The organism is Amphibacillus sp. Q70 (assembly GCF_052055485.1).
GTDB lineage: Bacteria > Bacillota > Bacilli > Bacillales > Amphibacillaceae > Amphibacillus.
In genome coordinates, this window is sequence record NZ_CP197171.1 from 843,940 (window position 1) to 869,461 (window position 25,522).

General features: G+C 35.4%; 24 protein-coding genes and 1 pseudogene. All 25 read right to left on the reverse strand.

The window, feature by feature from the left end; genetic code table 11:
- Window positions 1-9: 9 nt before the first annotated feature.
- The 25 genes and pseudogenes from ACS127_RS03800 to ACS127_RS03920 all read right to left on the reverse strand — a co-directional run bounded on the left by ACS127_RS03800 (window position 10) and on the right by ACS127_RS03920 (window position 25,509).
- Window positions 10-2,136, reverse strand: coding sequence for a DNA topoisomerase 3 (locus ACS127_RS03800; RefSeq protein WP_440897112.1), 2,127 nt, complete (start codon window positions 2,134-2,136; stop codon window positions 10-12).
- 26 nt (window positions 2,137-2,162) lie between these two features.
- Window positions 2,163-2,375 (reverse strand): annotated as a pseudogene (locus tag ACS127_RS03805) (JAB domain-containing protein); the annotation flags it as partial.
- 183 nt (window positions 2,376-2,558) lie between these two features.
- Window positions 2,559-4,691 (reverse strand): heavy metal translocating P-type ATPase, encoded by a 2,133-nt coding sequence (locus ACS127_RS03810; RefSeq protein WP_440897000.1) that lies wholly within the window; start codon window positions 4,689-4,691, stop codon window positions 2,559-2,561.
- A complete protein-coding gene (locus ACS127_RS03815) occupies window positions 4,684-5,052 on the reverse strand; it encodes an ArsR/SmtB family transcription factor (protein ID WP_015008898.1) in 369 nt (122 codons plus the stop codon). Before ACS127_RS03815 ends, ACS127_RS03810 begins: the two co-directional genes overlap by 8 nt.
- A gap of 132 nt (window positions 5,053-5,184) precedes the next feature.
- The gene (locus ACS127_RS03820) at window positions 5,185-5,550 is read right to left on the reverse strand and encodes a DUF6262 family protein (RefSeq protein WP_226371416.1); all 366 of its coding nucleotides are present in this window, start codon (window positions 5,548-5,550) and stop codon (window positions 5,185-5,187) included.
- Complete coding sequence (locus tag ACS127_RS03825) at window positions 5,551-7,464, reverse strand: tyrosine-type recombinase/integrase (protein WP_226371417.1); 1,914 nt, start codon at window positions 7,462-7,464, stop codon at window positions 5,551-5,553.
- A gap of 2 nt (window positions 7,465-7,466) precedes the next feature.
- Complete coding sequence (locus ACS127_RS03830; RefSeq protein WP_440896999.1) at window positions 7,467-8,552, reverse strand: tyrosine-type recombinase/integrase; 1,086 nt, start codon at window positions 8,550-8,552, stop codon at window positions 7,467-7,469.
- Between the two features lie 303 nt (window positions 8,553-8,855).
- Window positions 8,856-10,009, reverse strand: a protein-coding gene (locus tag ACS127_RS03835) for an IS3 family transposase (protein ID WP_440894755.1) whose coding sequence is annotated in 2 segments (ribosomal slippage) — window positions 8,856-9,757 and window positions 9,757-10,009 — 1,155 coding nt in all. Because the reading frame shifts where the segments join, the coding sequence is not laid out codon by codon here.
- Window positions 10,010-10,110: 101 nt separating this feature from the next.
- A complete protein-coding gene (locus ACS127_RS03840) occupies window positions 10,111-10,995 on the reverse strand; it encodes a JAB domain-containing protein (RefSeq protein WP_440897113.1) in 885 nt (294 codons plus the stop codon).
- Window positions 10,988-11,143: a hypothetical protein gene (locus ACS127_RS03845; protein ID WP_440897114.1), complete on the reverse strand. Its 156-nt coding sequence runs from the start codon at window positions 11,141-11,143 to the stop codon at window positions 10,988-10,990. The genes ACS127_RS03840 and ACS127_RS03845 overlap by 8 nt, the downstream gene beginning before the upstream one ends.
- A gap of 267 nt (window positions 11,144-11,410) precedes the next feature.
- Window positions 11,411-12,400 (reverse strand): hypothetical protein, encoded by a 990-nt coding sequence (locus tag ACS127_RS03850; protein ID WP_130860783.1) that lies wholly within the window; start codon window positions 12,398-12,400, stop codon window positions 11,411-11,413.
- Between the two features lie 10 nt (window positions 12,401-12,410).
- Entirely contained in the window at window positions 12,411-13,055 is a 645-nt protein-coding gene (locus ACS127_RS03855) for a hypothetical protein (RefSeq protein ID WP_440897115.1), read from the reverse strand.
- A complete protein-coding gene (locus tag ACS127_RS03860; RefSeq protein ID WP_440897116.1) occupies window positions 13,028-13,519 on the reverse strand; it encodes a hypothetical protein in 492 nt (163 codons plus the stop codon). Before ACS127_RS03860 ends, ACS127_RS03855 begins: the two co-directional genes overlap by 28 nt.
- Window positions 13,520-13,953: 434 nt before the next feature.
- Window positions 13,954-15,207 carry a MobP2 family relaxase gene (gene mobP2, locus ACS127_RS03865; protein WP_440897117.1) on the reverse strand — a complete coding sequence of 418 codons (1,254 nt, stop codon included), beginning with the start codon at window positions 15,205-15,207 and terminating at the stop codon, window positions 13,954-13,956.
- 3 nt (window positions 15,208-15,210) lie between these two features.
- Window positions 15,211-15,681, reverse strand: a complete 471-nt coding sequence (locus ACS127_RS03870) for a hypothetical protein (RefSeq protein ID WP_440897118.1) — start codon at window positions 15,679-15,681, stop codon at window positions 15,211-15,213.
- A 1-nt stretch (window position 15,682) separates the two neighbouring features.
- Window positions 15,683-16,015 carry a hypothetical protein gene (locus tag ACS127_RS03875; RefSeq protein ID WP_130860793.1) on the reverse strand — a complete coding sequence of 111 codons (333 nt, stop codon included), beginning with the start codon at window positions 16,013-16,015 and terminating at the stop codon, window positions 15,683-15,685.
- A gap of 218 nt (window positions 16,016-16,233) precedes the next feature.
- Window positions 16,234-17,331 (reverse strand): hypothetical protein, encoded by a 1,098-nt coding sequence (locus ACS127_RS03880; protein ID WP_286172019.1) that lies wholly within the window; start codon window positions 17,329-17,331, stop codon window positions 16,234-16,236.
- Between the two features lie 23 nt (window positions 17,332-17,354).
- The gene (locus ACS127_RS03885; protein WP_440897119.1) at window positions 17,355-18,494 is read right to left on the reverse strand and encodes a peptidoglycan DD-metalloendopeptidase family protein; all 1,140 of its coding nucleotides are present in this window, start codon (window positions 18,492-18,494) and stop codon (window positions 17,355-17,357) included.
- A complete protein-coding gene (locus tag ACS127_RS03890; RefSeq protein ID WP_440897120.1) occupies window positions 18,494-19,204 on the reverse strand; it encodes a hypothetical protein in 711 nt (236 codons plus the stop codon). The genes ACS127_RS03885 and ACS127_RS03890 overlap by 1 nt, the downstream gene beginning before the upstream one ends.
- 3 nt (window positions 19,205-19,207) lie before the next feature.
- A complete protein-coding gene (locus ACS127_RS03895) occupies window positions 19,208-21,169 on the reverse strand; it encodes a VirB4 family type IV secretion system protein (protein WP_440897121.1) in 1,962 nt (653 codons plus the stop codon).
- A gap of 16 nt (window positions 21,170-21,185) precedes the next feature.
- Window positions 21,186-21,881: a hypothetical protein gene (locus ACS127_RS03900; protein ID WP_102416258.1), complete on the reverse strand. Its 696-nt coding sequence runs from the start codon at window positions 21,879-21,881 to the stop codon at window positions 21,186-21,188.
- A gap of 5 nt (window positions 21,882-21,886) precedes the next feature.
- Window positions 21,887-22,210: a DUF5592 family protein gene (locus tag ACS127_RS03905; protein ID WP_440897122.1), complete on the reverse strand. Its 324-nt coding sequence runs from the start codon at window positions 22,208-22,210 to the stop codon at window positions 21,887-21,889.
- Entirely contained in the window at window positions 22,182-24,056 is a 1,875-nt protein-coding gene (locus ACS127_RS03910) for a pLS20_p028 family conjugation system transmembrane protein (protein WP_440897123.1), read from the reverse strand. Before ACS127_RS03910 ends, ACS127_RS03905 begins: the two co-directional genes overlap by 29 nt.
- Before the next feature lie 167 nt (window positions 24,057-24,223).
- Window positions 24,224-24,511 (reverse strand): YjcQ family protein, encoded by a 288-nt coding sequence (locus ACS127_RS03915; protein WP_066189388.1) that lies wholly within the window; start codon window positions 24,509-24,511, stop codon window positions 24,224-24,226.
- 95 nt (window positions 24,512-24,606) lie between these two features.
- Complete coding sequence (locus tag ACS127_RS03920; protein ID WP_440897124.1) at window positions 24,607-25,509, reverse strand: DUF2268 domain-containing protein; 903 nt, start codon at window positions 25,507-25,509, stop codon at window positions 24,607-24,609.
- Window positions 25,510-25,522 lie beyond the last annotated feature (13 nt).

The window sequence follows — 25,522 nt, forward strand, 5'->3', positions numbered from 1 at the left end:
CCGTCACAATCATCCTTTCGGGAATTCAAATGTTATTTTTTGTTCGGTTTGGTCATAGCGTAAAGACGCATCAAACTTTTTTCCTTTTTTACTTGTAAATCCTTTAATTAAATTGGTTTTTTCGCCACCCAATAACTTTTTAATGTTTATCTGACTTATGGATTTGCCAAGGAATTTCTTTGGTAACGTAAATGTACACCCTTCACGATAACGACTGCATCCATAAAATTTTCCTTTATCTTGAATCTTTCCGTCTTCATGATTACAACGGGGACATTGGCCTATAAAAGATTTTTCATTCACCTGTTGCAAGAACTGTTCCATGCTTCCAATTTTCTTAGGTGCTTCTTGCATTAAAAACTCAATCATTTGTTTGATTTTATTGAGAAACACTTCTTGAGATCCTTCATTCTTTCCGATTTTCTTTAAATACGTTTCCCACTTGGCTGTCATTTCGGGACTAGCAAGTAACGTGCCTTCTACAGCCTGACAAAGTATTTTTCCTTTATCTAATACAGTTACCTGATTCTTTCTAATCTCAATATACAATTGGTGTTTTAAAGTTTCTATGATGCTTGCTCTTGTTGCTTCTGTTCCAATGCCTTCACTTTCTTTTAAAGTATGCTGCAATGCTTCATCGTCTATTTCTTTTCCAGCATGTTTCATCACATTAATAAGTTGCCCCTCTGTATAATACTTAGGTGGCTTTGTTTTTCCTTCGGCTATTTCCACATTTGCCTGGCAAGCTAGATCTTTTTCCATTGCTGGTAAGACCGTTTCCTTTTTCTTAGCTTGTTGTTGATTCTTAAATAATGATTTCCAGCCTAATTGTTTCTCAACCTTTCCGGTCGCTTCAAAGTTAATCCCCTTTACACCAATCTCTACCTTCGTTTCTTCATATTCATAATCCGGAGCAAACATAGCCAAGGTTGTTGCAATAACTTCTAGATAAATATTCTTTTCTTTTTCGTTTAAAGCACTAAAATTTGGCGTTTGTTTTGTTGGAACGAGGGCATAGTGTTCTTCAACCTTCGTATTATCTACATATCGCTTCTGGGCATCAGGATAAACAACTTCAACATCTACCCCTATACATTCTTGATAGTTCGATAAATTGTTTTTGATATAACCAAATTCGCTATCAGTTATAAAATGACTGTCCGTCCTGGGGTAAGATAGAACTTTCTTTTCGTATAGGCTTTGCGCAATCTTTAATACTTCGGACGGACTGTACTTCCATTGCTTGTTTGCCGTACTTTGCAAGGAAGATAAAGAATGTAGCTTTGGCGACTTTATTCTTTTCCGTTCTTTGTTCACTTCCTGAATAATACCGTCATTTAAATCGAGTAGAACGCCCTTTTCTTGCAATATATTTTGTGCTTCTTCTTTTGTTGCAAAGCGTTGTTTATGTTTCGCTTCAAACGAACCATTTGGCACTTGGACTTTCCCTTGAAGGGTAAAATAGTCTTGGGAAACAAAATCCTCAATTTCCTTTTGACGTTTGTATAATAAATAAAGGGTAGCTGTTTGTACCCTGCCAACGCTGAATACGCCTTTCATCCCTTGCTTTTGCAGGAGTAATGTATATAATCTGGAAGCATTCATTCCCACTAGCCAATCGCTATATTGCCTTGTTTGCGCTTCTTTATATAACGGAAGATAATTATTCCCGTTGTTTAAATGCCGGAATCCATTTTGTATCTCATCCACTTCTAAGGAGTTAATCCACAATCGTTTGGTTGGTTTATGTGATGCGCCAGCAAGTGATATGATACTTCTTGCAATGTTTTCTCCTTCACGATCACAGTCTGTAGCTACAATAATTTCTGTTGAATGATTTAAAAGTCTTTTCACTATATTGAATTGCTTTTTCTTATCTTTACTTACCTGAAAACGAAACTGCTCTGGAAACATGGGCAATTGATCTAATCTCCATATTTTCCATGTTTCGTTATATTGTTCAGGAGAGAGAAGTTCAACCAAATGCCCGTATCCCCAAGTGATATATGCTTTCTCCTTAAAAAAGCGACCATCATTTACCTCTATATAACCATCTTGTTTCTTTGTATGTTGAAGAGCATCTGCATACGCTTTTGCTTGACTCGGCTTTTCAGCTAAAATTAATGTATGTCCCATTAAAACGTTCTTCCCCTTTCTTTTGCTCACATTTCCATTTCAAATGCATGCTGTTTACCGCCTTTTGTCTTTGACTGCTTTTCAATGAGTTTTCTATAATCTTCATTGCTGCTAACATGTCCGGGAATATTTTTTGCAAAGGAATAGACATTCTTTTTTCCGACAATAAAATGATCCAATAACTGTACATCCAATTTTTCGGATATTTCTTTCAAACCTTTGGTCACATTTCTATCTTCAGCACTTGGTTCGAACTAATATCAATAGTAATGTGTAAAAAACATTATAAAAACAAACCTTTTACTTTAACTACATGGATTCAACGCATACTCATCAAATCGAAAATATAACGATGAAAAGAAAATTTATTCAAATTTTAAAGGGATAACAAATGTTATCCCTTTCCTCTTTAAACAAAATTGTTATTCTTTACTTTTCAATAACCTTAAACTGTTTAGTGTTACAAGTAATGTTGCTCCCATATCGGAAAATATCGCTATCCATAGCGTTAACCAACCAGGTATAACTAACAGCAATGCCACTAATTTAATTACCAATGAGAAGGTAATATTTTGTTTTATAATCGTCAAAGCCTTACGGCTTAAATTAATGGTATATGGTAATTGTCTTAAATCATCTGACATTAAAGCAATATCAGCTGTTTCTAGTGCTGTATCAGTTCCAACACCACCCATTGCCACACCAACAGTGGAAGCTGCAAGAGCAGGTGCATCATTCACGCCATCTCCAACCATTCCCACACTTTTATGCTTTCCACGAAGTTCTTTAATGAAATTCAATTTATCTTCTGGAAGCAAATCTGCTTTAATATCTGAAACACCGACTTGTTTTCCAATCTCTACTGCTGTCCTTTGGTTATCACCTGTCAGCATCACTGTTTCAATTCCAATGCTGTTCAATTTACTGATGACATCTTTTGATGTTTCTCTTATTTCATCTGCCACTGCAATAAGAGAAAGGATTTCTTGTTCCGTTCCTAACACCATGACTGTTTTTCCCTGCGTCTGCATTTCAATAATCTGTCGTTCTTGATTCCTTTCAATGCTTCCATGTACTTCTTCAAAAAGATTTGGACTACCTACATAATATAATTCATTATTTACTTTTGCTTTTACGCCTTTACCTGTAATAGATTGAAAATCTTCAACCAATACTCCATTAAAGTCCAAACTGTTTTCTTCTGCTTTTCTCATAATTGCTGAAGCAAGTGGATGCTGTGATCCCTTTTCAATAGCTGCTGTAATAGTCATTAATTCATTTTCATTTCCACTATACGTTATAATGTCCGTTACGGCTGGAACACCTTTTGTTAATGTTCCAGTTTTATCGAAAGCAATTGCTTTTAGAGCTCCTGCTTCTTCCAAGTGGATGCCACCTTTAATTAAAACACCATTTTTAGCTGCATTTCCTATTGCAGTAACTACAGCAACAGGTGTTGAAACAACTAGAGCACAAGGACAACCAACTACTAACACAGCCAAGCCTTGATAGACCCACATGCTCCAATCAGCTCCAAATAGTAAAGGGGGAACAACAGCGATTAAAAGAGCCAAGACGACAATAGCTGGTGTATAGTACTGTGCAAATCTATCGACAAACGCTTGAGAAGGTGCTCGTTCTGCTTGGGCTTCTTCTACCAAATGAATGATTTTTGATATCGTGGTATCTTCTACCTTTTTTGTTACTTTTACTTCTAGTAATCCTTCCTCATTCAATGTTCCTGCAAAGACTTCATCACCAACAGTTTTGGTTACTGGAACACTTTCTCCTGTAATGGCGGCCTGATTTAATGTCGATATACCCTGAATAACTGTTCCGTCCATCGCTAACTTTTGGCCAGGTTTTACGATCATAATATCGCCCACTAGAATATCTTCAACGTGTACTTGCATTTCTTTATTTTCACGACGAATTAGTGCTTCTTTTGGAGCGATATCCATTAACGATTCAATGGATTGCCTAGCCTTGTCTACTGAATAGCGCTCTAACGCTTCGCTTATAGCGAACAGGATAACAACCATTGCCCCTTCTCCCCATTGACCAATCACCGCGGCTCCTAGAATGGCAATAGTCATTAGCGTATTCATATCGAACTTAAATCTGCTTAAATTTTTAAATCCTTTAATAAATAATGAATATCCACCAATTAAGATGGCTGCTGCAAAACCAATCGTTGGAAGAATATGACCTTCCCCATATTGCTCGCCCAACAACCAACTCATAACAAGCAATATAGCTGAGATATAAACTTTAATATTTGCTTTCTGTTTCCAAAACGATTCACGTTCTATTTTTTGTTCTTTTTCATCTCGAATCTTTAAATTTTCAAAAGCACCTGCTTTTTCTAATTCCTCAATCGTTGTACTTCCGTGAACATAGATTTTAGATGCCCCAAAGTTTACTTTAGCATCTTCAACTCCTTGTAATTTTTTTACGTTATTTTCAAAGATATTTGCACAGCTTGTACAGGTAAATCCCTGAACTCGATAAGCTTTCATTTCTTGTTCCGATAATTTTGCTTGTTGATCAGACATTTACTTTTCCTTCTTTCTCATGTTTTAATGCATTAACAAATAACTGTTCAACATGGTCATCATCCAGCGAATAAAACGCTAATCTTCCTTCTTTTCTAAACTTAACAACTCCTTGCGTATGAAGCGTGCGTAAGTGGTGGGAAGCATTTGCGACCGTGACATCAATAATATTTGCTATATCACAAACACATAACTCTTCACCTTTTAACAAGGCAAAGGTAATTTTCGCCCTATTTTCTTCCGCAATAGCTTTAAATAATTGGGCAACACTAGAAATATCTTCTTTCTCTAATTCTCTTTGTATTCGATTAACTTTTTCTTCGTCATAACAATAAATTTCACAAGCATCTTTATTATTCATTTTCTCACTCCATTTCCATTCAAGTCCCCACTTGATTATATTGTACCCTTTCTACAAATCATATTCAAGTGAACACTTGAATGAAAGAGAGTTAGATTTCCAATTACGGACAAATAAGAAGTATAATCTAGCTTAAAACAACTTCCCATATAATTTTTGAACTTGATCTTTTAATTGTTTATTTTCGTCCTCTAATGCCTTTATACGACTTTTTAGTGTCCTTATTAACACTTCCTCTGAACGAGGGCTTTTGCTTTGTTTACGGGGAATTAATTCTCTTATTTGCATCCCTCTTAAAGTCTCAATTCTATTTCTAATGTCTTTCTTTTTGTAAAGCCACGACTTTGAAACATTTGCTTTTTCAGAAACAGAATTAAAGTTAATTTTCTCTTTTTTAATTACCATCTCTGATATGGTCTTTTCAACTCTAATTCTTGTTTTCTCTGACTTCTCTTTTGAAAGTTGAATTATAGCAGTTGTATTACTCTTTTTTGTCATCTAATTCGTCTCCTTTAAGGAATGAATAATCTGCTCTAACCTATTTTTAACACGTTCGTTAGTTTCAATCTGACGCTGCCATTGATTCTGTTTAGCCCTATTTAGTATTTCCTTAGTTCGGTCTAAGTGCTCCTCATGTTCATTTAAAAAACTTTTACTTGTACAGAAATTCGTACAAGTTAAACAAGCGTTAGCATGAGGACAAGGTCCTGCAATTACTGGTAAGCGACAGTAACCGTTAGGAAGAGCTTGTGCATTGATATTCTTTTTAAACCATTGAAGATCTGTATTGTCAGCTTCACTATTATCTTCGCTTAACTCCAGAATGCTGCCGTTATTCGTCACCAAAGTCTCCTTGAATTTTGTGAACTCTTTTTTTAGAGTTTCATCAAATATATGAGCATACCTTGCGGTCATTTCTGGTGATTCGTGACCTAAAAACTTTTGAACAATATGCTGTGGCACTCCGTTGTTTATCATTCTAGTACCAACAGTATGCCGAAAGGCATGAGCATGAAATCGAAAAATTTCTCCCTTATTATCCGTTATCTTTTCTTCATAAGCTAATTCATTTAATTTCACTCTAAAGGTATCCTGCTTTAATGGAGAGCCGTCTTTTCTTGGAAATAAATACTCACAGCCATTATCAAAGTCATCAGCTACCCTTTGTTCCTGAACGAGTATCAATGCAGCAATTTCTTTAGATATAGGAATGATATGTTCTTTTTTCATTTTCCACTGATAATACTTCAAGAAGCAATCCCCTTCTTTATCCGTAATAACACTACCTTTTTTCAACGTACAAAGTTCACTGATACGCATTCCGCATTCTTGAAGTACCATAACCATAGTAGCTATATAAGGTTCTAATTTATCTAATTTCCCGTTTAATTGTTCAAGTACATGTTCATCAATATAACGTGGTTGTGCCTTCGGCACTTTAGGATAATCTTCTTGAAAGATAAGGATCTTAGAAGGAGAATCATTCCATTCAAACCTTTGAATAGTAGAGAAAAAAACATCTAAAGTAGATATTCGTCCAGTTACCGTACTTGGTTTTAAACCTTTTAAATTAATTTCATTTAAATATTGCTCAACTTCTTTTCTAGTTAATTGATGAATCCTTCGTATGCCTTTACAATTTTTGTTTATAAAATTAAAAAACTCTTTTAATCTTGATGCTGTATCAACAACATGAGAAAAGCTACGTGTATTTAACATTAATTTACAATACCGCTTAACTAATTCTTTAAAATAATCATTTTCAAACCCCTTGAAATTGATTGTGTATTCATAGGATGTTGGATTTACCTTATCTTCCGATAATGAAAGTTTTCTTCGATTCCAAACATCTTTCTCCCATTCATCGCCGTCAAAATAGAAATCCTCATAGAACTCCATAAACTGTTTAAGATTAGTAACGTAGTAGGAGTTCGCATATACAGGAATTTTTTTTTGATTTATATCAAGCTTGTAATTTGTAGTCGTAGTTTTTACTCCTTGTTCTGCTAAGTAAGTACGGTATTCTGTCAAAGCTTTTTTTATAGGTACGTCAGTTATAGATCTAATGTCAGGATATTTTAAATTTAAAAATCCCAACATTCGGCTTATCACTGTTCCTTTTCTAATCCAAACAGATTTTGCATTCCAAGTTCCATTATTTAAGTGAACATAATAAAAATATTTTAATTCTGTTTTTAACCAGATGTTTTCTACTTTATCAAAGTTTACCCAACGATTTTTTAACGAAGGATTCTTACTTAACTCTATCGCACTAGGATGTGGGCAAATTCTTATATCCCATCTATCTGCTGCCCAAAACCCTTGTAAGACACTAGTCATATCCGCTATTTTTTTATTAATCTCTGTGCTAGTGACAAGCTTTCGATTTGTTGCAACGCTTGGAAATTTCATTTCTATTTTTCTCTCCCTTGTAGATACGTTTTATATTCATCTTTCATATCTTGATCTGAAAGATGAACGTACGTATCAAGTGTTGTTTGTACATGTGCATGACCTAACCTTTTTTGTACGTAAGCAGCATCCCATCCACTTCTAATGAGTTCAGTGGCATGCGTATGACGTAACATATGGGCAGTGAAGGTAATCCCTGTCCGTTTTACCAATCGCCTAATAAGGTCTAATACACTTTGATATTTTAAAGGTTTCCCAAAATAAGATTCTTTGAGATTTATAAATATATAATCATGCTCTAAATCTTCTCCATATTCATGAACTAAATAATCGGTATATAAAGCCATTAATTCCTTGCTAACATCGATTGTTCGTTCTTTTCTAAGCTTAATATAAGCCCCGTTTCCATTATGATCTCTTGGTGTGATATTAATCAGATTATCCCAAGGAGAAATATCTTCGATACGAAGAGATAATACCTCCCCAACCCGAAGTCCTCCTTCATACATAAGCATAATAAGTAACTTATCTCTTTTGGTATGACATGCATCAATTATTGCTTTAACTTGTTTGTGTTCTAATACTTGTACAAGTTTCTTTTTGATCCTAAGCTTTAAAATATTTTTTTGATAAGATTTTCCTTTAGAAATATGGTGAAGAAATCCCTTAAAATTTCTTCCCCTTGCTTCTTTAGTCATATCTATAGCTTTAAAATCTCCTGTACGATTTAAATACTCTAAGAAACTAGTTACAGCATTAAGTATCGCATTAACAGATGTTTCTTCTCTTTTAGCCTTCTTTGGTTTTAAATCTATTACCTTTACATCCCCCGTCGGATTTCTTAACCATCCCACAAAGTTTGACATTTCCTCAAATTTTAAGTCTTCTAATTCAATTCCTCTCTGGCTCATAAATTCATAGAATAGCTTAAGATGGTAACAATATGTTTTAATCGTATTCGGCGCTTTTCCCGTATTATCCAAGTATTTTATGTATCTCTTAACCAGTTCTACCACTTCAAACTTTTTGTCTAGTAGTATGTATAATGGATATGGTTTTTCCTCCACAACTACTTTTTGAACTTTCATTTCTCATCCTCCCTTAAATACTTTAACTTCTATAAATAATACCTATATATATTCATTAGTTAAAGCATTAAAATTAAAAAATCCTTGGATCTACGTCAATCTTTTGGACACGAATAAGTTAAGTTTTTAATTGTTCTTTGAACATGATTTATATTAAACTGTCAGGGCTTGACACGGAGCCTCTGCGGGCACGATTTCTAAGCCATGGAGCCAGCTCGTTTAAAACATTCCTGGCTTGCCACGAAAGGCTATCATGCCCGCCTCTCCACGTAAAGCCGGTACAGTGAATTTAGTTAGCGTTAGTTATCCAGCACAAGTATATAAATCTTCCATCTCTTGTGGTGTTTTATAATCAATACTACCGTGAATTCTTTTGCGGTTGTACCAACCTTCAATGTATTGGAATAAAGCTAATTCGGCAGATTTATGATCAAAGTATTGAACATGATTTACTTCTTCTTTTTTTAAAATAGCGTGAAAAGACTCAATACAAGCATTATCATGAGGACTTCCCTTATAGCTAAAAGAATGTGTCATTTTGAAATTTTTTATCACTTTAGCGAATTCATCGCTTGTATATTGTGTACCTAAATCTGAATGGAATATGAGTCCTTCATCAGGTTTTTGTGCGTGATAAGCATTTTCTAGTGCTTTTATAATTAAATCAGTCGTCATCGTACGAGAAAAGGAATAACCTACAATCTTTTTAGTGTGAAGATCCATAACTGATGCAAGGTAACACCAACCATCACGAAGTGTATGGATATAAGTGATATCACCAACCCATTTTTCATTAATCGTTTCTGCCCTGAAGTCTCTTTCAAGAATGTTTTCTCGCTCAACAATAGTTTCCTTACTTGGAGTAGGACGAAACTTTTTAACAACGATTGACCTAATATCAGCTTTTTTCATCAAACGTTGAACTCGCTTTAGGCTGGCTTTGTAACCTACCTTTATTAATTGTTGATGGATTTTAGGTGCACCATAACGGTGTTTGCTCTCTTTATGGATTTCAATAATCTTTTTAGTTAATTCTTTATTTTCTCTATCACGATTAGAAATCGTTTTATCTAATGACTGATAGTACGTACTCCTTGGAATTTCAAGTACTTCACACATTGTTTGCACAGGATAGTTTTCTTTTTGGTCATGAATAAAATCAGTTATTTCAGCATCATTTACTTTTTTGCGAATATGGCCATAGCCTTTTTTAAGATATCATTTTCTTGTTGTAATTTAAGTATTTGTTTCTGTAATTTTGCATAATCATCTGGCGTTACAGAGGTTCCATCTTCTAACTCAATTGGATTGAACTTTTTAATCCATGCATAAATAGTTACTTCAGAAACGCCATATTCGCTGCTTAAACTTTTAACTGATTGACCCGAATTATATAACTCAACAACCATTTTACGAAAGTCGTCACTGTATCGTTTTCCGTTATTTTTATGTTTCATTGGACACATCCTCCTAAAATTAATTGTAATAACTTAACTAAGATGTGTCCATGAAACTATACTAGCATCACCTAAACTTTGAGTACTTAGAGTACTCTAGTTTAGGATACTATGTTTATCGGTATGCCTGAAGGATGGTTATGAAAAACGGCAAACTTTGATACATCTTCTCTCGACAATAATTCCTTTGTAAATACCTTCTTATCCACTATACTTGCATTGGGTGACCCTTTGAAAAGTTCTTTAACAGCTAGAACTTTCCCATCAGCATCACAAGCAATTACTCCAAACGATTCTTGCCAATTATACTGATAACCAACTTTCAAGCTTTTCTTCACCTTTGCATTATCTTTCAACATATGAGATCCAACAATCTCTTGATTAGCGAAAAAAGAAGTAAATTCGTCAAATCCTTGGTATGTGTTTATGCCATTTTGCAGATTATAAGCTGTCATGGTATGACCTTCACTTTCGGCAACACTATCTACAGATGGTGCATATTTATCGCGACTATACGGAATCATTTCCTGATTGGATGTGATTGTGTCGCTGAATTCGTTATAGCTAAATCCATCAATCACATCTATCCCAAATGTTTTATAGTATTTGGTCATTTCTGCTTCCTTACCAGTAGACGTAGAACTGTTTGATAAATTAAACATGGATACACCGCCTGCATGTAAACCTTCTCTCAACACCCTTTTCAAATCATCTTGATCATGAAATTTATATCGGCTTAAATGTAGTGGTTCATTTTTAGTAGAACAAAACACAGATACCATTTCATCTTTGGCAGGCATTTTATTCCTCGTAACAAATTCTATAAAATCTTGTGGAGAAGAGATTCCTGCTTCTTTGCTGTTCATTCGTCCTTTTGAAAAATCGATAAAGTCTACTAAACTTCTTACAGAATCATCATCTTTGGTTACCTTCTGATAAAGTTCCTCTTTGGATGAGCAACCAAAATGTTCATACAAATTATTCATCCGAATCACCGCCGTTCTCCGCACGAATGAGCAATTCCTTCAGTAAAAGAACATCCTTATCTTCCGGATTCTCCTGCATGAACTCCAGTAATTCCTTTTGACTGTTAACACCAAAGTAATCTAATATACTCTTTTGGTTATTCTTCACTTAAATCATTCCTTTCTGTTTTTTGTAAAACCAACCGATAAGTCACATAAAAAATTGCATATAAAAAGCACAGAATTAATTACTGTGCTATTAAAACTGCTATTTACTTCTATAATCATGTGACATAGATGGATATATTCTTAAACAATCGCGCTCGATTGGTGAACAACCACATTACGAATTTTCTTCTCTAATGGATTGTAACGCATGTCATCGATGTAGGTTACTGAACACAGAAGCAAGTCATAACGATCCACTTCTTTGCGTTTATTCTTGTTTCAATAGTGCATCTGATTCTTTTAATTCCATTTCAGGAAGTAATGACAATTGTTGTTCTTTCTTGAATTCATTTTTTCTTTCTTGTAATCGTTCAATAAGTTTTTTTTCCACATCATTAAAGAAAATATCCTTTTCGGATAAATTCCATTTTTCTTCGTCTTTTTCCTCAAAATAAATTTGAAATAACTTAGGGATAATTTCATGATAAACAAGTAATAATACTTGGGCTTTCATTTTCTTGTCTTCTAAATCTTCATAATTTCCGGAATACGAATCAGTTTCGACTGCAACAACGCCTTTGTCGTTTAGTCTCATTTCAATGTTTTCGTGTCCCGTATATTCTGTACGTAAAACAATTTGTTTAAGTAAATTACTTTCAAGAATAAACGAAAGTGTACTGATTAAGTTTAAAACTGTATCTCCTTGAGCAGACAATCTGTTTTCATCTCTAGTTTCACCACGAACACCAATGATACTATTTATGATAAGTGCTAATTCGTTTTGGCTTGAATCCGTAAATGAGAATTCATTTTCTTTATTTGATACGATTTTTACAAACCACATAAAAATATCGTTAAAAAATGAAAATTTATTTTCAATTATTTCATTTCTACCTCTGTATCCCAATAGTTTACGGAGCAACTTAAGAGCATCGTAATTTCTATTAATAATATAGTGAACCCGATTGCCATCACTATACAATATAATCAACCCCCTAATGAGTTGAGTACGTGCTTCAATTGGTGTAGAACCAGGGGTAATAGAGTTCATTGAAAATTCAATTACATTATAGGAATATACATGAGTATCTATTGTTACAGTTTGATTTTGTTCAAACGCCTTTTCCTTCTCTAGGTTTGAATAGCTAACCCCTCCATCGTTTGTTAGGTTCTCATTCTCTGACATAATTAATTCTGTCGCTTCATCTAATGAAGCTATATCCCTATCGGTCCAACGCGTAGTAGAAAACCATGCCATCCAATACCCCTCATTTCGTAAATAATAAATCATTTTTTTCTAATATTATTTTTCTTTTTGGCCCTATTATAACTGTTTCAATATAACTTTGAACTTCATCATCGCTTTTAATAACTTTAAATCCAATATTAATTGAATCCTCAATTCTTTCAGTCTTTTCAGTGTTAAATAACTTCTCTAAATCAATTATTACACTTCTTTTATCCGCGCTAATTTTATAGTATTTAGAATACTTTTCAATCTTTTGTGCTGTAACTTGAACGGGAAGCGTTAGTTTCATTTCTTTCTGAAGAAACTTCTTAGGATTGCCTGCCAATTTCACTTCCATATAAATTGTCGCAGTATCTTGATTAAAATCACAGTGAACCAAATACATTTTATTAAAATCTGGTCGGTTCGCTGCAAACTTGACCTTTATAATTGTTTTCTGTTTTATAATGTAATTAAGTAGGTAGTCTAATCCGGTGAATAATGCTACGAAGACTCCAGAATACAAGGTCAGACTTATTCCATAAACTTGATCTTCGGGAATAAAAGATGCGCTTACTGGAAAAACACCCGTTAGATAGGCAGATAACAATGTCGCAATCATTGGCGCAACAATCATTATTAGCTTCCTTATTTTTTTCAAATCCAATCCTTGACGTTCTCCCATATTGAATCAACCATAAATGAAATTTCCCCACCGATATTTTCATTCTCACCTGCTTTAATCAATCCATTAACAGACAAAGATAAATCTATTGGCTTTTCATTTTTTCGATACTTGATTCGAATGTTTTTGATTTCAACTGATTCTTGTTCAGCCAAAAATGATAGTTCTTCCATTAAATCATAAAAATAATCTCTGTCTTTATTGACGGAGGCAATTAAATTATTCATTTGATTTAGATAATCAGTATCATCTTCAATGAAATCAATACTAACAATCTTTGCTTTTTTTTCAACAAACATTTTTCGTAAAACGTGTAACATGATACTTGATGAAATTATTATTTGGCTATGTCCTTCATCAATCTTAGCTCGAACAAACGAATAATAATCCGTTCTGTCAATTTTCATTGCTTCTATACCAGTGTTTCCACTGGTCATTAGTAATTTGTATTGACTAAAATTCATAGTCCTCCCCCCAAACTAACTAATCATATAATATAGTACCTTCATTTATTAAGCAAAGTTCCGTATCCATCAAGATGTTGTTATTATTCTAGGTCTATTCAAACACGACTGAAAGACCTCTTTTGAATAGGTAAGGACTTGAACTATATCCTGCTCGTTCTAGACTTTGTTTAAGGTCATTACGGTTACCCCATAGGCAATTAATAAATTCACGTGCTACAGCAGTAGAGTAAACCGGCCTAAGTTTTTGTTTTGCTTGTTCCTGGTAACCCGATTATCGATTATGCTTTCCGGAGCTTGCAGTGCAGACGTAGACTTCACCGGGTACAGCGCGGGCTAAAAGCCCCACAGGTAGCGCCAAAATGAAAAGTACATAATCTAACAAAAGTATATCAAAACGAAAGGGAAATTGTTAGCCTTCACTTGATTTCAAATTAATTCTTCTCCATCATCCGATCAAATTCATCCATATCTCTTTCTCGCTTGTAATCATGAAATGTTTTTCGCATTGCTTGCTTCAAACGAATAACAGAAACATGTAAATCACGGTTTCCTTTTCCATTGTACCGCTGAAAAAATGATTGCTGATTTTCTTTTTCTAATGCATGAAACTGTCCTATAACTATTTTTTGCTTGAAGACCGACATCTTTTTTTCTTTATCAACTGCTCGCATTTCGGTCAGAATGGCGCTTCCCATACGCTTTTTAAGATCACCTAATTTTGTATCTTTATATTGTTGATAATCACTTTCTTCACCGTACATTTCTTTCATCACATCTACTTCTTCATCCAATTTGGTTTTTAATGCTTGAATCTCTTCTGGATGAAACTGTTCTAAATAAACTTTGGTTATTTCATCTATATATGGCCTGGCCTCATTGATAGATTGATAACCATAACGCCATTGTTTTCGATCATCCGGCAAATGATTCATCGCTTCTTTAAATAATGTTTCTGTTTTCTGGAAAGATGATAACGAAATATTATTTTCCTTTTTGTAGCGTATGGTTCCACGCAACAATTCATCTACCTTATTTCGTTCATGAGTTCGATCTAAAATAACATTGGCTACTTTAGATTTCATCTTGTCCAGCGTTTTTGGTTTTCGCTTGGCTCGATATTCCTCTTGCCATGTATTCGATTCTTTATCAAATACATTCATTCGTTCTCTTGTTGGATGAGGTTCTACGGTTGCAACATGTACATGAATGTTATCTGTATTGTAATGTAGGGATGCCGTCCAAATTGCCGATTGCTGCATCCCTTCTGCTTGTAACATAGCTTGCATCGTTTCGCGTACAACACTCCTCATTTTTGTTTCATCGACTGTATGAGTTGTTGAGTTATATAATCCTTGCTTGGCCAACCATTCATTATCAAAAGAGATGACATCTTGCCACATTGGTGATTCATTTTGTTGTGCTAGTTGAAATTGTTCTTTGACTTTTTGCTTTTCTTTGTCATTCAATCTGTCTTTACTGGAGGTAAATAACTCACCTTGTTTTTCGTCATCATCCATATAATCCATGAAGTGATAGAACACATCAAAATCATTTTCTTTATCAGATGAGGTATCCATTTTCACATGTTGTTTCGCATCCTCACGATCCATATAATTAATGTAATCATTAAACGTACTCGACCTAGGTGTAACAAATTTACTTCGCAATACAACTGCTGGACTCATGATCTATTCCTGACTTTCCGGTTGTGCTTGTTGCTTTAATCCCTTTTGTCGTTCATGATCTAATTTCTTTTTCCTCTGTTTATGAATCCGTTTTTGAACTAATTCTTCTGCTTGTTCCATTCCTTTTGTTTTATATTCTTCCGTTGTAATTAAATTTTTGAATTTATTCACCAGGTAGTAATGGTTCATGAACTCCAGAATGATTTTCGTGTCACGATCAATAACATTACTTGCTACTTGAATGCGATTCATTTTCTCTTTTACGAAACCTAATTTTTCATCCAGTAAGTCAGAAATCGTTTGTTTGAATAGAACATATTCTTCTTCTCTATTTTCAAAATAAGCATCCACCATTAAGGCAATGGCATTCGCTTGAGATGTATGATTTTCATTCGCTGCCACTTTAATTTTTTCTTTCGTTTCAGTGCTTAACAAAAAATAGGAACCCTGTTTTTTCTCTTCTGTCATGCTCATTTTAATTCTCCTCCTTGTCGCCCATTGCAAAAGTTTTATCTAAAATGTGATCGGCTTCTTCAGGATTTAATCCAAGTGCATCACATAAAATCAAATACAGATGGAGCGTTCGTTTTTCTATATGATTTAATCGTTTGAACGTCATTTCCAATCCGTCAGCAACTCGACTGACGGTCACATCTAATTCTTTTTCTGCTAACTTAATCCCATCAAATTTCACTGTATCCTCTACCATTCGTTTCAGTAATACATTCCTTGATACCTTTTGTTTTTTAGCTTCCTCATCTAACACCTTTACTGCTCGAACATCCACATCCCGAATCTTAATTTCCATTGAAATTCGCTCCTTCCGCACATCATATAGAAAATAGGAAAATCCCCGTTCACAAGAACAGGGATTGTTGAACAGGATAAGGGGAAAGTGTACCCACATAGCGTGGGTGACTAGGCAGCGCCTAGTTTTCCAGTAAGCCCATTTTTCCAGTCAAATATATACCTTTCATATAGGTGTTTCTTGCTGAATATATAGGTTTTATATAGACCTTTTAATGTTTATTTCCCCTCTTTTTCTGAAGGCTTATCTTTGTTTTTCTTCTTTTGCTGTTGCCTTTTCTGCTCCTTTTTAGATTCATCCTTTTTATTTTTGTCCTGCTTTTTCGCATCCTGCTTTTGGTGTTTTTCATGTTTCTTTTTCGCTTCTTGCTGCTGTTTCTGCTCTTCCGACTCTTGATTTTCTTCTACTAATTGACGTTCAGGATGAAGCAATGTATCGAGTTTTTCTTCCCGATTATCGTACTTTTCCTTGAGCTCTTTTACCTTTGATTTGTATGCTTCAATTTCTTCTTTTGCACTGGAAATGGCATTATCTTTATGTTCTATTTCCTTCTCTGTTTCAGTTTGTTCTTCCTTCGTTTCAAATTCCATTTCACTTTTTAATGATGTTTTCTCCTTTGTTAAAGTAGTAATTAATCCCTGTTGGAAAGGAATATTTTCATCTATAATTGTAGATATTTCTTGTTTGATTCGTTCCATGTCTGTGACGATTGCTTCTTTTTGATATGCCTTATCCGATTTTGCAACAAGGTTCTTATTTACTTCAATCTCACGATAATCCCCCACAATAATCACATCTTTCGGCTTCGGCAAATCGGACTTTTTAATTTTATCTGTCTCCGTTGTAGCAACATCACTATCATTTTCCAGTTGTCGTTTATACTCTTGTTTCAGTATTTTGTCATCCCGGTGTTCTGTCACAAACAAACCGATAACACGGTATTCAGTTGGAACATGTTCAATGTGAATGACCATCACATTGTCGGATTCATACACTTTTTTTGCTGGGTAGGTTTCTTTTGATTCCTTTCCCTTTGCTTCAAACGTAAATGTCGGTTCCGCTGCATCGGTACCCGTATGAACCGTTTCAATCGTTACCTCCATGAGTTGATTCTTCGGATTATACTCCCAACTCCTTAAAACTAATGTTGTTTGATTTAAGCCATTGACGGATTTATTATATGGCGTTTGTGCGATGGCACTATCATCATACATCCATGATTTAGACGTTAAAAAAACACCAAGCAAAACGCATAGTGTAACGATAATGCCAATATAGACTTTATTTTCCCTTCCACGATTGAATTTACTTTTCACGCGACTAAATCCTCCTTCCCTTATCATTTTTCGCCTGTTAAAAATGATTTGACGTGTGGCATAGGGTCAACCTTCTCCCCCTCCATTAAAATCTCAAAATGAAGATGAGGCGCAGTTGATGCCCCGGTTGAACCAACATGACCAATCACATCACCTGCCTTCACTTCACTTCCGACAGGTATTCCTTTCTTGCCCATATGAGCATAACGGGTTTTAATTCCGTTACCATGATCAACTTCTATATACCAGCCATAACCTTTTCCCATATTTTCTAAAGTGGAGTCAAATGTTGTGCCGTTCGATTCACTTATGGTCACTTTCCCATCTGCAAAAGATACAATCGGTGTATTCCTTATCCCAGCACTTGCAATGTCTATCCCAGCATGAAATGTGGTGCAATTTCCACATCCCGACCGATAACCAAAGCCGGAAGTAATGGTTTTGGTATATGGTGAAACCCAAGATTTACCACCGATTAATTCCATATCAACATGATCTTCTGCTTCACAATTCATGGTTAATCCACCCATGTTTGCAGTTAACTTTTTCATCGTTGGTATCCAATGTTTGTTTAAATTGTTTGGATCATTTTCTGCGCCAATCGGAGCATACACTTCCCCCAGTTGTTCAATTGTTACTAATCCATCTACAATAATACGATTATATAAAGTATCTGCCATGGCTTCTAAACCATCTTTTAATGTTGGAAAACGTTGTAGTGCTTGCCAATCTGTTGCAGGATCCATTAAGCCTCCAGGATTATTTTTATCAACTACCCCACTGGAAGTTCCGTAACCTGTTTCATGTAAAGCGATAGCACCAAAAAGAATTGGATCAATTCCCTTTTCTTCAGATAGTTCGATAATATCATTACCATATCCTTTGAAAACGCCTGAGCGATCTTCATGCTTAAAGTAACTATCCCATTCTTTTTGATTCATATCACCTGTTGGCGAACAAATATAACCACCTCCACCATCATCATCTTGATCATTATGTTGATGATCAACACTACCACTTAATGCACCAATAACCGCCATCAATAATGTACAAAGAACAAGAAAGATTAGGACAGGAATAATGTTCGCAATTAAAAAGCTACCCGTTCCTACGAGTAGCTTCTTCCTTATCATATGTTTTGCAAATTGTTTTAAATGCTTCACTACTTCTCCTTCCCCTCTCCTTCCATGTTTTGATTATTCGGTGTCACCATGTTACTGACAATCCACTTATCACCTTCCTTTTGTAACGTAATATAGTATAACTGCATTGGTTTAGATGTTGATTTTTCTTTCACGGTGACATGCCATGTCGCATATGCGCCATACATTATTTCTCCATCTTTCAAAGGTTGAGAAGCAAATAGATCAATCGCATCCAACTCTCTTTTTGCTTTTTCATCTTTAAAGTTGGTCATTTCCTTTTGCACATTTTCAAGATAATTTGCTGTAACTGCACCCTCCCACTTGTCCCAATCCGTTACTTGCAATAAATAAAGAGCAAGCACCTTTTCTGTCTGCTCTTTCGCCTGTTCCACTTCTTGTTCACTATATTGGATGATATATTTTTGTTCTAAATCGGTCTCTTCCTGATTACTTTCTGTTTGTTCACTTTGCTTATTTTCATCTGCTGCGTCCGGTTTCTTGGATTCTCCTTCATCTTTCAATACAGCATTTATTTTTTCCTCATCCAGATTAATCGGCTCTTGCATGTTTTCTTGTTGGCTGGACGTTTCAAACATTTCTTCTGGATCTTGTTCCTTTGGATCATCGGTGGTCCATTTCCATATACAAACAATCACAATTAAACCGGTCACGACTAATAGAAAGATAAACTTATAAAACATCCGTTTTTCGTGATTATCTTCTCGCATCGTTTACAACCCACCAGTGAATAGCTTTAATTCTTCTTCACTTGCCTCAATGGATAACATGATGTTTCCGACACCTGAAATACTTAATAAACAATCTCCCTGCTGAAGTTGAGGGACGTGTTCCAATTCGCTTTCCGTTAGTTGCCCTTCAAAAATTGTTCGTAAAGAATCCAATGTGTTTGAGTCCTGCTGCATCACAAACTTATATTGAGTCAGTTCAAATAACGTACGTATTTTTGTGACAGTTGCCGTGTCTTTATTATCTGGAACAAAGTCTCTAATGGATTGACTTGCTAAAATCATCCCACCAAAATATTTACGGGCTTCTCTTGCAAAATCTGTTAAAAAAGAGACAGCTAACATATTTTCGGCATTCACCAAACGATGTGCTTCGTCAATCATAATTAAAAATCGGACGGCATCATCAGGGTCAAATGTTTCACTTTGATACATCTGTTTCATTTGTCTTGCTCCCACTTGAATCAAGTTATCCCAGATTAAATTTAACGTATTATACATTTGTGCGTGAAACACATTCTTTTCTAATTTCGTCAGGTTACGGATAGAAAAGAAAATCACTTGTTCATCAGTGATATCCTGAATCGTTGTATGACCGTTAAACAATGAAGCATAGCTGTTCACTAAGTTATCAACGACTAATTCAATTTTCTCCAACCGATCTACCCGTGAAATGGATAATTCATTACGTATCGTTCGTTTCTCTGAATTGTCATATAGCTGCTCTCGAATATATTCTAGCAAGTCGCTAAAGATTGGATATTCTTTGTTTCCCAATGTCGTAACACCTGTTGTTTTAGTTTTTTCCATAAAGCCTAGCGATTCATAAAACATGCGTAAGATCTTTTTAAATTCTTCAATTTCCTCTGTAGAAGGGCTGCCAGCAAGAAATTCATAAAAAATAGCAACCTTTGATATATGTTGCATAAAACATTGCCTTTCATATTGTTCAAAGCTTGCCTGTTCTTCTTTGTAATTGCTTTTATCATCTGCCCGATAGATTTGGAGTGGATTAATAATCCCATCACTTCCATCCAAGCTAATGGATTGACCTCCTAGTGCACCAACTAAGGTTTTAAATTCCCCTGTCACATCAAACCCTCGAATGAAATTTCCTCTAGCTTCATTATCCATAAGTAATTTTTTTAACGTAGTCGATTTACCGGCGCCCATTTTCCCAACAACGACTGCATTGTAAAAGCGTCTTAATTTATCTTTATGAAACAAATCAAATAGAACATTTCCACCAGTAAACGATGTACCTAGAAAACTGCCTGTTCGATCATTTAACTCTGAAAAGTGATACGGTAATCCAGATGCAAGCGTAATGGCTGGCATCCCTTTTCCCTCTCTTTTATTCGGAAATCTAATTTGCTGCTCATAGGGCAGGAATAATGATTGCCATTCGTAGTAGGTTTCGTTCAAAAATATTTGCCCCTTAAATCCAATGGAATTGAGTTTAGATATGGTTTGCTCCACCTTCCTTTCTAATTCCCAAATTGTTGGTGTAGCAACAAATAAGCGAATATGAAGAAGCTTAATAACTTCTCCCATTTCGGAAATTTGCTGATATAAATCTTCCATTTCTTTATAACTTCGTTGAGCGTCCATCCGGTCAGATTCTTGTTTCGCGCTACGAAAACGGACATCATGTTCCACCATACTCTTATTAATCGAACTAATCGTTTCATCCTGATCCATCGTGGTCACATCAGCTACCACAGTAACATCATACATGGCCATCACTTTATCCAACCAAAGCAAATTGACGTTGGAAGGATAATCCCACACATGGACGCACGCTTCATAACCGTCTCCTTTTTGAATGTACTTATCTTTAAAAGTCATGCCACCTTGGGGTTGTATTTTCGTTAAAAACGCTTTATCCAGTTTTGGTTTCTTAGAATTCTTTTCTTCCTCAATAAAAGTATTTGTATGTTGTTTCACACCTACCATCCTTTCTTTAAAGCTGCGTATTTTGATTGTTTAATAGAAATAATATCTGTTCCTTTTTGTTCTTGGATAATCTCTGTAATGGAAATGAACTTTGCATCCCCTGCATACAGTCACTTTTTCGGTCTTCCAGTTCTTCTTTATCATCTGCATAGATAAACATGAAAAACTCCCGATTATAACGTTCTCTTTCTAAATACTCGAATTCGAATAACTTTTGATCAATATACTTTAAACGTGACGGATTCTTCGCCTGTTGCTGTTTTTTCAACCAATATGCCCGCTGTACTTCCGTATTGGTTGGGAAGTTTAAAATGACTTCCTTGAAAGAACGAAAATAACTTCTGAGGAATTGCGCTCGATTTAATAGTAAGTAATTTAAGTCCGCATCATTTAAAGCATGAATATTTTTCGTCTGTACCTGAAAAATGTCCATGACTCCTTCTTTCAACAAAATGTACTCATCATGTAATTGCACAAAAGGAAGAATAGCAGATGTCTGTTTTAATAACTTGGGCTTTTTGCCTTGTTCTTTCATACCTTTTTGAAATTCCTTTTTCACTATCCTCTGATGTTTAAGTTTTTGCCGTAGCTGAACCATTTTGTTAGGTTTTTTATTTGTATCTGGAAACTTTTCCTTCACTTCTCCATTTGTGTCCTCATCTGGCTTTTCCGGATCTGATTTAATTAACTTTAAGGGTTGCATTCTGATCAATCACCCTCCTTGTCTTTTAAAAACTGTTCATTCTCTACTTCATTTCGATCCATTGCATGGTACACTCCCTTTTTATGCCGAAACATCAATAGGATAGATTCATAATTTCGCTTCTCGGGATTGTTACCGCTCGGCAGAAACAAATAAATCATGCCTATGATGGCTATACCGAAATAAAATAGAACAAATAGGCTATGCACCAATTCCCGTAAGACCGTTAATAATAAAAGAGAGCTAATCAAAATAATGACCAGCTCCCTCATTTCTAATCCTACTATTTTTGGCTTGGACTTAATCTCTTTCGGTATCTCGTATTTCATTTGATTTTAATCCCCTTTTTTCTATTTTGATTTGCTTCGCCTGTTGTACGTTTCCTTTAAATTGGCTCAATTTTTGTCCAATGTCATAACCTGTATTATGTGCTCGTGAAAGAAAATGATTTGCACGTTGTACAGTACGATTTCCGCCAAGTAACGTATGTTTGCGTTGCGGATGAGTATATCCTTGTCCACCAGCATTGACAAGCGGCTTATGCTGACTAGATGAAGTTGCTCCTCCACCTACATTACTGGACCCGTCACTATCACTTCCTGACACATTACTTGTATTGACAGGGATACTACTTGCCAGCGAACCACTGCGGCTGGGAATACTTGTATTTGGCTTTGTTGGAACAGTGTTTGTTTTTGATTCAACGTTTGGATTGTTTATGGCATTCGTTGAAAATTGTTGCTCATTTTGAGAAGCTTTTTGATCTGGATTGCGCGGAGGAACAGGCTTCGTATTGTTGTTTCGCATACCGGCTTTCATCCCTTTGTATGCACCAACTCCACCTGCACCAATACCTCCTGCTGTTTTGCCACCAGTCTTAACAACTTTCCCAGCACCTTTTCCTACCATGGATGCACCAGCACCAGCCATTTTCGTACCAGCATATGCGCCCATCATCGCCTGCCATCCTGAACGGAGTCCTGCATCTATTCCCATTGTTCGCTGTACAATGTCTGGAGCATCAATAAGCGCCCATGCACCAGCAATGAGCAAGATAATGACACCTACAATGCCAATCTCTTGCTCCAAATCGTTCGCCCACTGTGCATAGATAATGAACAATTTCAGAAGTACAATCATCACAAAGATAACAGCAAACGTACTAACGATTTCTGTTAACACTTTCTTCAAACGCTGACCACCTGTTATATCCGTTGATGCGGTGAACATAGCGTAAATTTGATGAAAAGCTAAATCAAACATGGCACGGCCAATTTTTAATGTTGTTACAGTTAAGGCAAATCCTGTTACGGCCAATATCGTAATGGCAATAGCCCAATTGACGTGATAACGGTAATAACTTTGCTGCCCTAAGTTCGTCGCTGGAACCGAGTTTTCACTTAGTTTTTCAACTCGTGAAGTACCATCTCCATTTTGAATAAGTGTATGTTTTAAAAACTCCTTTTCATCGTTCGTCAATTCCTTAACCCAATCTTCTGTTGTCCAACTAAACCAACCTTCATCTTCATAGATATCAAGCTTTTCGGTTACATCAATCAAATCGGGGTTCTTCAGCTTATTTGCATAATAGTAATTACTTGTTCCAATATCCTTTTCTGTTCGATGAGGAGGATGTGGCAATGTATTCTCATCACCCATTACAGTGTCTTTATTTGTCCCATCAGCATAGTTGAAATCACTATCCAGATAGTATTTTAAATCAGAGATATTTCTTTTTAAGACATTATCAGAAATATTCCCATCTGCCTCCACCGTATCTAGCCCTTTATGCAGCAAATCCTCCATCATTCCCATTAAACTGGGAAGAATGACAATGACACTAACTGCAATTAACACATTCATAATGATTTCATTCCGTTTTTCAACTTTATTCAGCATGAACATAAAACCAAGGACTGTTACAGAAACAACAAATAGCCCGATTGCAAGGGGCTGCAAGACATCTATGAAACCACCCATGTCTTCACTGTCATACAAGCCACCTAAGGTAATTACTTTCGTAGCAACGCCTTCAATCCAATCATTAATCCATACTAAAAGCTGTATAATGCCCCAACCGATATTTCGGAGAAGATCATCATACAGCCAGCCACTGGAAATATCGAGTATGTCCGATAAATCCTCATATAACTTTTTCATTGCCTCATCGTTCATATATTGTTTTCACCACCTTTAGGAATTAAAAAAAGAACCCATGGAAAATGGATTCTTTTTGTTGAACTTATAATTAAGAATGTAAGACTTTTGGTACCACGGTATCTCCTTGTACCGTTAACGCGCAAAGATTGCAGCACAAAGAATTAACAGCTTACTATAGGTCACTATAGTTTTAACCAATCCCTTATTTCTTTTAAACCTTTATATGTCTTAGCTAATGAACTGTTTTCTTCTAAGTAACTCTCGCCATCTTCTGTTAAATAAGCTGTCCCCTCAATTAACCATGGTCTATCGTCCGCATAGAAAACCCCTCCTAAATAATTTTCTCTGTTAAGAAACCTAATAGCTTCATCAAATTGATCTGCGGTAACCGCAAAATTCTCTTCAGTAAGTGCTTTATTACCGTTGTCAATTTCTTTCAATATGGCATACCTTAGTTTCTTTTTATTCATTATTTCCCCTCCTTTTTTTAAACGTTGATTAATAAAATAATCCTTACATGAGATACGTGCAATATTCTTTATTAGGTTTGTACCCGTTTGTTGAACTAGGAGAATAATTCGGAGCCATTAATTATTTCATCAGTTGAGGCCAAAGTCGCTTCGTATATCGTCTTATTATCCTTCTCCATAAAGGATTGAACGGTCTTGTAGCCAACTGCATATCCAGCACAAAAGGGAAGTCCAATAGGTTGATAACCTTCTTGCGCTGCAATTTCATCACCAAACATATAGCTACTTACTTCTGCAAATCCTTTTATATCAAGGGATTCGCCGATAACATCGATTGAATACTTCAACTCCTCCTTATCCATGTTGGTAACCCAAGGACCTATTTGCTCCGTTCCGTATAATTCTTTTGCAAATGATTCAGCTAAACCCTCTATAACGAGATAATCTCCTACTGTTACATTCCCATGATCCCAATCAAAATAAGAAAAACGTATATTATGGTTAAATTCATGGGCTATAACTGCCGGTATTTTGGGTAAATTATAATCGTTTGGATATATATTTACAGTTATAAAGCCCGGTATTCCACCAAACCCTGTATATCCTTTCTGTAGCTTTAGTTTTTCAGGGTCTGAAATATATAATCCAAATTTGATTTCATCCGCATTTATCTTCAATCCCGCATTATTCGCTTTAGCAATGCAATTTTTAAGAGCGTTTTCGGCAACCGCATAGGAGTTATTTTCTCTTAGAATAGATAATCCTTCTCTAATATTTTCATCATCTGAAACATCAGCAAAACCAAGCATTTTTGATGCCATGATAACGTCATATCCATTTTGTTGTTTCGCTTTTATGGGAACGTTAATTAAATTCCACATTTGTTTGAATGGTTCCATCATTTCATAACGGAAATAATCTTTGCGTTTTTCTAAATCCTGAATTTCAAGCAATTCACCATACTGACTTAATGTATCCATAACTTCATAAGCATTCATCTTATCAACTCTC

Bases quoted from the DNA above. Each gene is read 5' to 3' on its own strand.
- ACS127_RS03840 (WP_440897113.1), bottom strand. From the start codon at position 10,995: ATGAATAATTTGTATGAACATTTTGGTTGCTCATCCAAAGAGGAACTT.
- ACS127_RS03905 (WP_440897122.1), bottom strand. From the start codon at position 22,210: ATGAAATACGAGATACCGAAAGAGATTAAGTCCAAGCCAAAAATAGTA.
- ACS127_RS03860 (WP_440897116.1), bottom strand. From the start codon at position 13,519: ATGAATTTTAGTCAATACAAATTACTAATGACCAGTGGAAACACTGGT.
- ACS127_RS03910 (WP_440897123.1), bottom strand. From the start codon at position 24,056: ATGAACGATGAGGCAATGAAAAAGTTATATGAGGATTTATCGGACATA.
- ACS127_RS03915 (WP_066189388.1), bottom strand. From the start codon at position 24,511: ATGAATAAAAAGAAACTAAGGTATGCCATATTGAAAGAAATTGACAAC.
- ACS127_RS03850 (WP_130860783.1), bottom strand. From the start codon at position 12,400: ATGGCATGGTTTTCTACTACGCGTTGGACCGATAGGGATATAGCTTCA.
- ACS127_RS03870 (WP_440897118.1), bottom strand. From the start codon at position 15,681: ATGAGCATGACAGAAGAGAAAAAACAGGGTTCCTATTTTTTGTTAAGC.
- mobP2 (WP_440897117.1), bottom strand. From the start codon at position 15,207: ATGAGTCCAGCAGTTGTATTGCGAAGTAAATTTGTTACACCTAGGTCG.
- ACS127_RS03875 (WP_130860793.1), bottom strand. From the start codon at position 16,015: ATGGAAATTAAGATTCGGGATGTGGATGTTCGAGCAGTAAAGGTGTTA.
- ACS127_RS03810 (WP_440897000.1), bottom strand. From the start codon at position 4,691: ATGTCTGATCAACAAGCAAAATTATCGGAACAAGAAATGAAAGCTTAT.
- ACS127_RS03825 (WP_226371417.1), bottom strand. From the start codon at position 7,464: ATGAAATTTCCAAGCGTTGCAACAAATCGAAAGCTTGTCACTAGCACA.
- ACS127_RS03920 (WP_440897124.1), bottom strand. From the start codon at position 25,509: ATGAATGCTTATGAAGTTATGGATACATTAAGTCAGTATGGTGAATTG.
- ACS127_RS03890 (WP_440897120.1), bottom strand. From the start codon at position 19,204: ATGCGAGAAGATAATCACGAAAAACGGATGTTTTATAAGTTTATCTTT.
- ACS127_RS03815 (WP_015008898.1), bottom strand. From the start codon at position 5,052: ATGAATAATAAAGATGCTTGTGAAATTTATTGTTATGACGAAGAAAAA.
- ACS127_RS03820 (WP_226371416.1), bottom strand. From the start codon at position 5,550: ATGACAAAAAAGAGTAATACAACTGCTATAATTCAACTTTCAAAAGAG.
- ACS127_RS03900 (WP_102416258.1), bottom strand. From the start codon at position 21,881: ATGCAACCCTTAAAGTTAATTAAATCAGATCCGGAAAAGCCAGATGAG.
- ACS127_RS03830 (WP_440896999.1), bottom strand. From the start codon at position 8,552: ATGAAAGTTCAAAAAGTAGTTGTGGAGGAAAAACCATATCCATTATAC.
- ACS127_RS03800 (WP_440897112.1), bottom strand. From the start codon at position 2,136: ATGGGACATACATTAATTTTAGCTGAAAAGCCGAGTCAAGCAAAAGCG.
- ACS127_RS03855 (WP_440897115.1), bottom strand. From the start codon at position 13,055: ATGGGAGAACGTCAAGGATTGGATTTGAAAAAAATAAGGAAGCTAATA.